The 10,199-nt window shown below is 61.9% G+C and carries 12 protein-coding genes and 1 pseudogene; 10 read left to right on the top strand and 3 right to left on the bottom strand.

Going from position 1 to position 10,199, the window contains the following annotated elements; translation table 11 throughout:
* The 3 genes and pseudogenes from Y706_RS27610 to rplM form a co-directional block, all read right to left on the bottom strand.
* A pseudogene (locus tag Y706_RS27610) lies at positions 1 to 218 on the bottom strand (phosphoglucosamine mutase); the annotation flags it as partial.
* A gap of 113 nt (positions 219 to 331) precedes the next feature.
* Positions 332 to 841: a 30S ribosomal protein S9 gene (gene rpsI, locus Y706_RS22705; RefSeq protein ID WP_018773707.1), complete on the bottom strand. Its 510-nt coding sequence runs from the start codon at positions 839 to 841 to the stop codon at positions 332 to 334.
* A gap of 36 nt (positions 842 to 877) precedes the next feature.
* Entirely contained in the window at positions 878 to 1,321 is a 444-nt protein-coding gene (gene rplM / locus Y706_RS0100210) for a 50S ribosomal protein L13 (RefSeq protein ID WP_015937805.1), read from the bottom strand.
* A 321-nt stretch (positions 1,322 to 1,642) separates the two neighbouring features.
* On the opposite strand from rplM, the gene Y706_RS0100205 reads away from it, so the two are divergent.
* The 10 genes from Y706_RS0100205 to Y706_RS22700 all read left to right on the top strand — a co-directional run bounded on the left by Y706_RS0100205 (position 1,643) and on the right by Y706_RS22700 (position 10,183).
* Positions 1,643 to 2,371: a prepilin peptidase gene (locus Y706_RS0100205; RefSeq protein ID WP_084475787.1), complete on the top strand. Its 729-nt coding sequence runs from the start codon at positions 1,643 to 1,645 to the stop codon at positions 2,369 to 2,371.
* A gap of 269 nt (positions 2,372 to 2,640) precedes the next feature.
* Positions 2,641 to 2,847, top strand: coding sequence for a Flp family type IVb pilin (locus Y706_RS0100200; protein ID WP_028275024.1), 207 nt, complete (start codon positions 2,641 to 2,643; stop codon positions 2,845 to 2,847).
* 120 nt (positions 2,848 to 2,967) lie between these two features.
* Positions 2,968 to 3,372: a TadE/TadG family type IV pilus assembly protein gene (locus tag Y706_RS0100195; protein ID WP_043433872.1), complete on the top strand. Its 405-nt coding sequence runs from the start codon at positions 2,968 to 2,970 to the stop codon at positions 3,370 to 3,372.
* Positions 3,360 to 4,382, top strand: a complete 1,023-nt coding sequence (locus Y706_RS0100190) for a pilus assembly protein TadG-related protein (RefSeq protein ID WP_028275022.1) — start codon at positions 3,360 to 3,362, stop codon at positions 4,380 to 4,382. The genes Y706_RS0100195 and Y706_RS0100190 overlap by 13 nt, the downstream gene beginning before the upstream one ends.
* A 20-nt stretch (positions 4,383 to 4,402) precedes the next feature.
* Positions 4,403 to 5,182: a Flp pilus assembly protein CpaB gene (locus Y706_RS0100185; protein WP_028275021.1), complete on the top strand. Its 780-nt coding sequence runs from the start codon at positions 4,403 to 4,405 to the stop codon at positions 5,180 to 5,182.
* Positions 5,179 to 6,384: a CpaE/TadZ family protein gene (locus Y706_RS0100180; protein WP_028275020.1), complete on the top strand. Its 1,206-nt coding sequence runs from the start codon at positions 5,179 to 5,181 to the stop codon at positions 6,382 to 6,384. The genes Y706_RS0100185 and Y706_RS0100180 overlap by 4 nt, the downstream gene beginning before the upstream one ends.
* On the top strand, positions 6,381 to 7,853 hold the full coding sequence (locus Y706_RS0100175) for a TadA family conjugal transfer-associated ATPase (protein WP_028275019.1): 1,473 nt from the start codon (positions 6,381 to 6,383) through the stop codon (positions 7,851 to 7,853). The genes Y706_RS0100180 and Y706_RS0100175 overlap by 4 nt, the downstream gene beginning before the upstream one ends.
* A gap of 281 nt (positions 7,854 to 8,134) precedes the next feature.
* The gene (locus Y706_RS0100170; RefSeq protein WP_253906655.1) at positions 8,135 to 8,806 is read left to right on the top strand and encodes a type II secretion system F family protein; all 672 of its coding nucleotides are present in this window, start codon (positions 8,135 to 8,137) and stop codon (positions 8,804 to 8,806) included.
* A gap of 18 nt (positions 8,807 to 8,824) precedes the next feature.
* A complete protein-coding gene (locus Y706_RS0100165) occupies positions 8,825 to 9,706 on the top strand; it encodes a type II secretion system F family protein (protein WP_028275017.1) in 882 nt (293 codons plus the stop codon).
* Between the two features lie 264 nt (positions 9,707 to 9,970).
* Complete coding sequence (locus Y706_RS22700; protein ID WP_043433869.1) at positions 9,971 to 10,183, top strand: Flp family type IVb pilin; 213 nt, start codon at positions 9,971 to 9,973, stop codon at positions 10,181 to 10,183.
* Positions 10,184 to 10,199 lie beyond the last annotated feature (16 nt).

Raw genomic sequence — 10,199 nt, 5'->3', positions numbered from 1 at the left:
ATTCCCGAGCTGGAGAGCCCCGCCTCCACGGCAGCCGCGAGGAACTCCCCGCTGGCCCGCGGGTCCCGTGCCACCACGGCGATCGGCCGCTTCCCGGTCGTGTTGCGGTCATGGCCAAGTACGACGGCGGCGGCCTGGGCCAGCTGCAACGCGAGCTCGGCGGTCAGCAACCCGTTCGCCAGGCCCCGGACTCCATCGGTTCCAAATAATCTAGACATCGGACCAAGTTTAGTCGATGGCCGGTGCAAGTCTGGCTTAAACGGCGAAAGCCCGCCCCGCCGAGTGGCGGGACGGGCTTTCGTGCAAGCGCCATAAGCGCTTGGAAGCAGAATTAACGCTTCGAGTACTGCTGAGCCTTGCGGGCCTTCTTGAGACCGGCCTTCTTGCGCTCGATGACGCGAGCGTCGCGGCGCAGGTAACCGGCCTTCTTCAGGGTGGCGCGGTTGTTCTCGGTGTCGATCTCGTTCAGCGAACGGGCGATGCCGAGGCGCAGGGCACCGGCCTGGCCGGAGATGCCGCCACCGTGGATGCGGGCAATGACGTCGTAGGCGCCGTCAAGATCGAGGATCTTGAAGGGCTCGTTGACGTCCTGCTGGTGCAGCTTGTTCGGGAAGTAGTTCGCCAGCTCGCGGCCGTTGATGGTCCACTTGCCGGAACCGGGCACAACGCGAACGCGTGCAACGGCTTCCTTACGACGGCCAACTGCAGCGCCGGCAACGGTCAGTGCCGGGCGTTCCTTCTTCGGCGCAGCTGCTTCCGCAGCACCGCTCTCCGAGGTGTAGCTGGTCAGGTTTTCCTCAGCCTCAACGGCTTCGGTGGTCAGTTCTTCGTTCTGAGCCACGATTCTCCTTGATAAAAAGTTGGTTGGTGGCCAGGACTACTGGGCGACCTGGGTGATTTCGAAAGTCTTGGGCTGCTGGGCGGCGTGGGGGTGCTCTGCACCGCGGTACACCTTCAGCTTGCCCAGCTGCTGTGCAGCGAGGGAGTTCTTCGGGAGCATGCCCTTGATGGCCTTCTCCACGGCGCGAACCGGGTTGGACTCAAGCAGCTCCGCGTAGTTGACGGAGGTCAGGCCGCCCGGGTAGCCGGAGTGGCGGTATGCGCGCTTCTGCTCCAGCTTGGCGCCGGTGAGGGCAACCTTTTCAGCGTTGATGATGATGACGAAGTCGCCCATGTCCATGTGGGACGCAAAGGTGGCCTTGTGCTTGCCGCGCAGCAGGATTGCGGTCTGGCTGGCAAGACGACCAAGGACAACGTCGGTGGCGTCAATGACGTGCCACTGGCGGTTGATATCGCCGGGCTTCGGGGTGTACGTACGCACGGTGTTTGCCTCGTTCTTGTTCTGGCGTTCTTGTTTTAGGCGTCACTCTTACGGTGCACCTACTATCTATGCGCTACCGGAACAGAGGTGAGGGCTCCATGTAACCAGTCATCCTGAGGTCTCGAATGTGCACGTTGAGTAGCTATCCTGCAACCGGATTCTCAAGCGGGCACGCACCATCGAGATAGGACACGCACAACGACTACCAAGAATAGCCGACGGCGGCCTGTTGGGTCAAAATGGGGTGTCCGGATGCATCCCGTCTGCTCTCAGTTTCAGCAGACAGCCCCGTGCCGGCCCGTCGCATCCCTTGGAGGAACCGTGTCCGATCCCGCCGCCGCCGGTACCATCTCCCTGCTGCTTGGGCAGCCGACCCTGCTGGCGCAGCCGAACGGATCGCTCACCGGATTGCCCTTCATTGCCTTCATAGCCAGTGTTGGTCTCGCCGGCGCATGCCTGTCCCTGCTGGCCGAATTCCTCATCCAGCGCACACTCCCCCGCCTGGGCGGGCCTCTGACGCTACGCATGAAGCTTACGACGGCGGCCGCCACCCTCGCGCTGTCCGCACTGCTGGCGTGGCGGTTCGGCGCCTCCCCAGAGCTTCCCGCCTACATATTGCTGGCTGTAGCCGGCGTCCAGCTGGCGCGAGTCGACATGCAGCACCACCTGCTCCCCAACCGGATGGTTTTACCCCTATTGGTGGTCGGAATTGCGCTTCTTGGGGTCGCCGCCGGCGTGTCCGGCGAGGCAGGTAGCCTGCTACGCGGGGTCGCCGGCGCCTCAATATTGTTCGTTTTGTACCTTTCTCTTGCCCTGACCAGCAAAAACGGCCTTGGAATGGGCGATGTGAAGCTCGCAGCACCACTTGGGCTGTACTTGGGCTACCTAGGCTGGACCCACTTGTTCTACGGCGGAGCCCTGGGGTTTGTCGCTGGCGGCCTCGCCTCCGTGCTCCTGGTCCTCAAAAACCGCGGAAACAAGCCGAAGGAAGTGCCCTACGGGCCCTCGATGCTGGCTGCCGGACTGGCCATAATCCTGCTGCTCCCCTAAGTGGTCGCCGCCTTCACCTGGACTGCTGATTAAGTAAGACGGCTGATCAAACCAAGTAATCGAACCCCTGCCCTACTTGGAAACTGAGTACACCCCGGTTTCGGGGCAGGTGATACCCATTTTTTCCTCCAAAAAGTCGAGTATCGAACTTCATTGCCGTGCCGTTTGCGGCCGTGCAAATGTTGTTCCAACGAAGCTCCAGCAAATAAGCAATCGGGGATTTGCAGGAAATTCGTTTACTAATCACACTCTGGAAAAGGATAAATAAAATGACTGGTCTCATGGTCTCAATGCTCGCTTTTGTTGCCGGCGTCAAGGACAAGCTCACCCCTGAAAAGGGAGCGACTGCGACGGAATACTCGCTGCTGGTTGCTTTCATCGCCTTCCTGGTCATCGGCGGCGCTACCGCCTTCGGAACTTCGCTCAGCGCCTGGTTCACCGAGCTTGGTACACACGTCGCAGCTTGGGCCAACTAGGCCCCACAGCTCAACATTTCAAAAACAGGTCTCAGCCACACACGATGTGCCGCGTCCGTGTCTCGCGGACGCGGCACATTTCTCTTAATCGTCCGCTGCATCTATCCCTGGGGGGATCCCATGAAACGCAGCAATTCGCGAGCGCCCCGGTCTCGGGCGCCGGGGCGGGAACGCGGCTCGGCCGCCGTCGAATTCGCCCTCGTAGCGCCCCTCCTCTTGTCCTTGGTTGTCGGGATCGTGGAGTTGTCATACACGTACAACCTGCAGATTTCCGTGACTCAGGCTGCCCGCGAGGCAGCCAGGACCATGGCGGTCAAGAACAACCAGAGCGACGCCATTGCGGCCGCCCTAGCCGGCGCCCCCGGGCTTAGCGCGGCCGGCTTCACTTATTCATTCACACCGACAGCTTGCGCTGAAGGCAGAACCGCAACGGTCAACGTCACCTACACCGCGAACACCCTGACGAACTTCCTCGGCAGCAGAGTCACTCTTCGTGGAACGGGGGCCATGCGATGCGGCGGCTAACAACTGCGACCAAAGCTGACGGCAAAGAGCGCGGCGCCGCCGGCGTCCTCGTGGCAGTCATGATGCTGGTGCTCATCGGCGCTGGGGCCTTGGCAGTCGATACCGGCCAGATCTACGCCGAGCGCGCACAACTGCAGAACGCGGCGGATGCGGGTGCCATGGCTGCCGCGCAGCAGTGCCATAAGGCGGGAGGCTGCACCGTTGGTCAGGCCATGGCCTGGGCCGCCGAACTGAGTGGACCCAATTCCAATGATGGGGCGACGACTGTAGATTCTGTCGACTTGTCTGTCCCGAACCAGGTCAAGGTGGTGACGTCCACGCGCAGTGGCAGCAACGGATTCCTCACGAAGCTGTTCGCCAGCGCCCTGAATGCACCACCGGTCACGGTACGGGCAAACGCAATCGCGACATTCGGCAATAAGTCGAAAGGGTCCGGATTCCCGCTGGCGCTGTCCAACCATTGCTTCAACCTCTCCGGTGCACTCGCCACTGGCGAGGTCCAGAAGATCTCCTACAAGCCGGGCGGCACCTGCACCGGACCGTCAGGGACACAGATCCCAGGCGGCTGGGGCTGGCTGGACCGAGATTCCCCCTGCAATGCGACCACGCAAACCGGCACCAACAACATGGGATCGGACCCCGGCAACAACCCGCCAACCGACTGCGCCACGATCCTGGATGGCTGGAAGACCACCATCCTCGCAGGTCGCGACGTCAAGGTCTCCTTCCCCGTCTTCGACAACGCAACCAATCAGGGACAGAACGGCACATTCCACATCATCGGCTACGCCACGTTCAAGATCTGGGGCTGGAAATTTGGCAACAACCACTCCTACGAGTTCCGCAATACCGCCAGCGACCCCGGAATGACCAGCGCCTTGGCCTGCAACGCGGGCAACGATCGCTGCGTCATCGGCCAGTTTGTGAAGTTTGAATCCATCGACTCCTGGACGGGGGCGGGTGGCACGGGAGCGAATCTTGGAACGGTTGATATCAAATTAATCAAATAGGTAATTTCTAAGGGGTTATCATGAAAACACGCCTACTGGGAGGCATCGCCGCATTACTTGTGGCCATTATCGGAACCGTATTGCTGGCCACCTATGTTCAGAATGCTGATAAACGGGCATTGGCCAGTACAGAAACTGAAAATATCTACATCGTGCAGAAGTCCATTCCGGCCGGAGCCTCTGCCGAAGCTATCGCCGGCTCGGTGACCAAGAAAGCGGTTCCGAAGCTCGCGATTGCCGAGAACAACGTCACAGATCTCGCGTCCCTGGGCTCGAAGGTTTCAGCCGTCGCGCTGATGCCGGGAGAGCAGCTGCTGTCCAGCCGGATGGTGGAGCAAAATGCCTTCCTTGGACCGGCCCGCGTGCAGGTTCCCTCGGGACTCCAAGAAATCACTCTGAAACTCCCCATCGAGCGAGTAGCCGGCGGGATGCTGAAGGCCGGCGACACAGTGGGGGTCTTCCTTTCGCTGGAAGATACCGGTGGCCAAGCCGGAGGAAAGGTCAGCAAGACACAACTGAGCTTCCACAAGGTCCTCGTGACGGCTGCGCAGTTCAGCGACGGCGCAGCCACACAGACCGGAACGTCGGACACTGCTTCTGGCACCAGCCAGGTTTCCTCGACGTCGAGCAGCAAGTCTCAAGGCGACGGCAACTACCTCATCACCATGGCCAGGAACTCTGCCGATGCAGAGCGGATTGTCTTCGCCGCTGAGTTCGGCAAGATCTACCTGTCCAAGGAGCCGGGCGACGCAGTCGAGTCCACCAAGGGCGTAGTCGACACGGCAGGGCTGTTCCGATGAGCCGCTTCGTACTCATTAGCCCGAACAGCGACTTTGAACGGCTGGTCCGTCTGGCCGTTACCGGACTCCACGGCAGCCTGCACGTGTTTCCGGTCGACTACCTCCCCGAGGGGCCGGCCGACATTCTCCGCCAGATGCAGGGAGAACCCCCGGAAGTCCTGATCCTCGGACCTGGCCTACCGGTGGAAGGTTCCCTCAAGCTGGCCTCCGTCATGGACCTCCAATACCCCGAAATCAGTGTGGTGCTTGCCGCGACGGCCACACCGGAGACAGTCTTGCAGGCCATGCGGGCCGGTGTCCGGGATTTCCTTGATCCCGCGGCCGACGCGGACACCATCCGCATCATGCTGGAGCGGGCCAGCCTCGCGGCGGCGGGCCGGCGTCGCGGACTCGCCCCGCAGGCGTCCGAGCACGCCGATCACGGCGGCGCTGGGCGTGTCATCGCGGTGATGTCACCCAAAGGCGGCGTGGGTAAGACCACGGTGGCCACGAATCTCGCAGTTGGGCTCGGAAAGACGTCACCGATGAGTGTGGTGATCGTCGATCTCGACCTCCAGTTCGGTGATGTGGCCAGCGGTCTGCTGCTCGAACCCGAATTCACCATCACGGACGCCGTACTTGGCGCCGCCAGCCAGGACTCCATGGTCCTCAAGACCTATCTCACAGTCCATCCGGCCGGCATCTATGCTCTGTGCGCACCTCGAACGCCCATCGAAATGGACCGGATCACCGGAGCCCATGTGTCCCATCTGTTGGAGCAACTCCGGCAGGAATTCCGCTACATCGTGGTGGACACGGCGCCTGGGCTGGGCGAACACGTCCTGGCGACGCTGGAACAGGCGACCGATGCCGTCTGGATCTGCGGAATGGACGTTCCCAGCATCCGCGGCATGCGTACCGGCTTCCAGATTCTGGAAGAACTCAACCTGATTCCCGAACACCGCCACATCGTGTTGAACATGGCCGACCGCCGTGCCGGCCTGACTCTCAAGGATGTCGAAGCAACAGTCGGTGCCCCGGTGGACGTTGTGCTCCCGCGCTCAAAGAGCCTCCCTTTCTCCACCAACAAGGGAGTCCCCGTTCTCCAGGACAGCAGCAGGGATACAGCTTCCAAAGGACTGCGCCAGCTGGTGGAGCGATTCAAGCCCGAGTGGGAAGCAAGACCGCACAAGCAACTTCACAGAAGGGCGGTATTCCAGTGAGCCTCACAGACCGATTCCTGCAACTGCGCGGGGAGTCCCCCGCCGGACAACCAGAGGCGGAACAGCCGCCGGCTCCGGTGGATGTCTTCCAGTCTCCGTCGACGCTGGGTCGAATTCACGAGGCCAAGACGGCCGCGGAAGCACGGATCGACGTCGTCGAGGTCCAGCAGACGGCTTCCGTTGCCAGCGAGGCCCTTAACGCGCTCAAGGAGCGGGCCAGCCAGGCGCTCTTCGAGCGGCTGGGCTCCCGGATTACCGACTCCTCCATCGGCGAGGCCGAGCTGCATCAGTCCGTCAAGGACGAGCTCAAGCTGGTGGTCGAAGACGAGCAGATCCCGCTCTCGGGCCCTGAACGCCAGCGGTTGATTCGAGAGATCATCGATGACGTCCTGGGCCATGGTCCGATTCAGCGCTACCTGGACGATCCCGCCGTCACCGAAGTCATGGTCAACCGTTTCGACCAGATCTACGTTGAACGCCAGGGCCAGCTGCACCTGACGGACACGAAGTTCACTTCGGACGAGGCCCTTCGCCGGGTGATTGAGCGGATCGTCTCTAACGTGGGCCGGCGGATCGATGAGTCCTCGCCCCTTGTGGACGCCAGGCTGTCGGACGGATCCCGCGTCAACGCCATCATTCCGCCACTGGCAGTGAACGGACCCGCGCTAACCATCCGCAAGTTCGGCAGGGATCCCCTCACCGTCGACAACCTGATCGCCATGGGAAGCCTGTCTCCCGAGATGGCCGAACTGCTGCACGCCTGTGTTCTGGCACGCATGAACATCATCGTCTCCGGCGGCACGGGCACTGGCAAGACGACCCTGCTCAACGTGCTCTCCTCGTTCATTCCGGCCTCGGACCGGATCGTCACGATCGAGGACGCCGTGGAACTACAGCTACAGCAGGACCACGTGGTGCGGCTGGAGAGCAGGCCGCAAAACATCGAGGGCAAGGGTGAGGTCTCCATTCGCGACCTCGTAAGGAATTCCCTCCGCATGCGGCCAGACCGGATCGTCGTCGGCGAAGTCCGTGGCGGGGAGTGCCTTGACATGCTGCAGGCCATGAACACCGGTCACGACGGCTCTATCTCAACGGTCCACGCTAACTCGCCACGTGACGCCATCGCCAGACTCGAAACCCTGGTCCTGATGGCGGGCATGGACCTTCCGCTGCGGGCCGTGCGTGAGCAAGTGGCCTCTGCCGTAAACCTAATCGTGCACATCTCGCGGCTCCGCGACGGTTCCCGGCGCGTCACCCACATCACCGAGGTCCAGGGCATGGAAGGCGACATCGTGACGCTCCAGGACGCGTTCGTTTTCGACTATTCCGCCGGCGTGGACGCCAATGGCAGGTTCCTCGGCAAACCGGTTCCTACTGGAGTCCGGCCGAGGTTCACGGACCGGTTCGACGAGCTCGGTATCCATATCTCTCCGGCGGTCTTCGGCGTCCAGCCGGTCAGGGGGCGGTAGCAATGCTTCCGGAAATTTCACCCCTCGCCTTCGTGGCCGGCCTCCTGATGGTCTATGGAGCCCTTGCGATCACGTTCACAGTAGTGCTCAAGTCACGGTCCGCCGTGCCGCTGTCCCGGCGGAGGCCCGACGCTGCACCGCAGACCTCAGCCTTCACTAAGCTGACGGACCAGACAGTCAGGGCCCTTAACAGTGGCGTTCGGGGTAGCACTCACGGGGTCCTGAGCCGGGACAGGCTCGATGCTGCAGGTCTCAAGAAAGGTCCAGGCGATTACCTCCTGATGGCCGGCGCCGCTACGCTCGTGGCCGGAGTCCTCGGGTTTTTCACCGGCGGCCTGTTCTCGGCCCTGCTTCTGGCCATCCTGGCCCCCGTTCTCCTGTACATGCTGCTCAACGTCCGGATCTCCCGGCGCCGACGGAAGTTCGATGAGCAGGTGCCCGACACGCTTCAGATGTTCTCCGGCGGCCTCCGTGCTGGCCACAGTCTTTTGCGGGCAATTGATGCTGCGGCTCAGGAAAACGAGGCACCCATGGCCGAGGAACTCAGCCGGGTGGTCAACGAGACGAGGATCGGCCGAGACCTGGGCGAATCGCTCGACGAAGTGGCCCGCCGGTCAGATAACGAGGACTTCGGCTGGATCGCGCGGTCCGTTGAGATCCACCGGGAAGTCGGCGGGGACCTCGCAGAAGTGCTGGACCATGTTGGAGAAACCATCCGGGACCGGAACCAGATCCGCGGCCAGGTCCGCGCCCTCAGCGCAGAAGGAAGAATTTCGGCTCTCGTCCTGATGGCGTTGCCGATCGTCATGTTCATTTGCCTGACCCTCTTCAACCCGCTGTATTCAAGAGTGTTTACGACCACGTTGCCCGGATACCTCATGATCGCCGCCGCGGCGCTACTCCTGGTTGTCGGCGGCTTATGGCTCAGCCGGCTCATCAAGCCGAAGTTCTAGGAAAGCAGGGAGAGAACCATGCAAACTATTGCCTACGCCGCCATTCTGGCGGTCATCGCCCCGCTGTCCCTTATGACGTGGCTGGCTTTGACAGGAGACCGTGCCGGTTTCAGGAATATCCAGTCCAATCTGGGACACCGTCCCCAGGTTCGGGAGTCCGCGCTGACGGCCAACGAACAGTTGGCGTCGCTGACCAGAAGGGCAATGCCCAAGGGCTACGCTGCCTGGTTGGACAAGCAGGTCGCGGGTGCCGGCCGACCCAAGGCGTGGCCGTTGGCCCGCGTCATCATGGTAAAGCCGCTGCTCGCCCTGGCCGGCGCCGTCCTCGGCATACTGGTTTACGCCGCTGATCCGTCGGCCATGAAATTTGTCCTCTTTCTCGGCGTGACCGCACTTTGCTATTTCCTCCCGGACATCCTCCTCCGGAATTACGCGGAGAAACGCCGGGCTTCGATCAAGCTCGAGCTCCCCAATGCCCTGGACCAGATGCTCATCTCGGTCCAGGCCGGACTGGGATTCGAGACGGCCATGGCGCGAGCCGGGGAATCTGGTAGAGGGCCTCTGGCGGACGAACTCGTTAGAACCCTACAAGACATCCAGGTGGGTCGGTCCCGCAAGGAGGCGTATCTGGCGATGGCCCAGCGGGTTGATGTGCCGGATCTGCGATCCTTCGTCAGGTCAGTCGTCCAAGCCGACAGTTACGGCATCGCAATCGCAAGCGTCTTGAAGTCCCAAGCACAAGTAATGCGGGTCAAGCGCCGCCAGCGGGCCGAAGAGCACGCTATGAAGATGCCGGTAAAAATGCTGTTCCCGCTGATCTTCTCCATCCTTCCCGCGCTGTTCATCGTGGTGCTGGGACCCACAGTCCTCAGCATCATGGACGTCATCGCCAACCGTTAGGACAGCGAACGCACCGTTGCCCGTTCCGTGGGCAGCCTATAGACCGGACCCCCTTGGACCCAGAGCCGAGGGGGTCCTCCTGTGTGTCCGGGCAAAGGCGCGTGCTCCAGCGCAGTATGTGCGCAGGGAATGTACAGGAAACGTGCAGTTTGGGAAGCCTTAGCACAGGATGCGTCAAAGGCGAATCGTCGGCGTGTCGTCGGTTGCTAAGTTCCTCTCAGTGCTGGTGCAGGGCCAGCCGCCCAACTCGCTCAGGAGTCCCCAATGCGTTCCATTCTCTCCAGCTTCGCAGCCCGTCTTCGCCGAGATCAGCGCGGCGCCACCGCCGTCGAATACGGCATCATGGTCTCCCTCATCGCGGTCGTGATCATCGTCGCCGTGACGCTCCTCGGCACCACGATGAAGAACACGTTCAACCAGGTGCAGTGCCAAGTCTCAGGTAAGACCTGGACAGCCGCTACGTCGACTTGCGCGTAGCGCCCGCCAAGGTAAT

It is taken from the genome of Arthrobacter sp. I3 (genome assembly GCF_000520575.1).
Taxonomy (GTDB): domain Bacteria; phylum Actinomycetota; class Actinomycetes; order Actinomycetales; family Micrococcaceae; genus Arthrobacter; species Arthrobacter humicola_A.
This window is presented reverse-complemented; position numbering and strand designations above follow the sequence as displayed.

Bases quoted from the DNA above. Each gene is read 5' to 3' on its own strand.
- Y706_RS0100200 (WP_028275024.1), top strand. From the start codon at position 2,641: ATGACTGGTCTCATGGTCTCAATGCTCGCTTTTGTTGCCGGCGTCAAG.
- Y706_RS0100195 (WP_043433872.1), top strand. From the start codon at position 2,968: ATGAAACGCAGCAATTCGCGAGCGCCCCGGTCTCGGGCGCCGGGGCGG.
- Y706_RS0100190 (WP_028275022.1), top strand. From the start codon at position 3,360: ATGCGGCGGCTAACAACTGCGACCAAAGCTGACGGCAAAGAGCGCGGC.
- Y706_RS0100185 (WP_028275021.1), top strand. From the start codon at position 4,403: ATGAAAACACGCCTACTGGGAGGCATCGCCGCATTACTTGTGGCCATT.
- Y706_RS0100180 (WP_028275020.1), top strand. From the start codon at position 5,179: ATGAGCCGCTTCGTACTCATTAGCCCGAACAGCGACTTTGAACGGCTG.
- Y706_RS0100170 (WP_253906655.1), top strand. From the start codon at position 8,135: ATGGCCGGCGCCGCTACGCTCGTGGCCGGAGTCCTCGGGTTTTTCACC.
- Y706_RS0100165 (WP_028275017.1), top strand. From the start codon at position 8,825: ATGCAAACTATTGCCTACGCCGCCATTCTGGCGGTCATCGCCCCGCTG.
- Y706_RS22700 (WP_043433869.1), top strand. From the start codon at position 9,971: ATGCGTTCCATTCTCTCCAGCTTCGCAGCCCGTCTTCGCCGAGATCAG.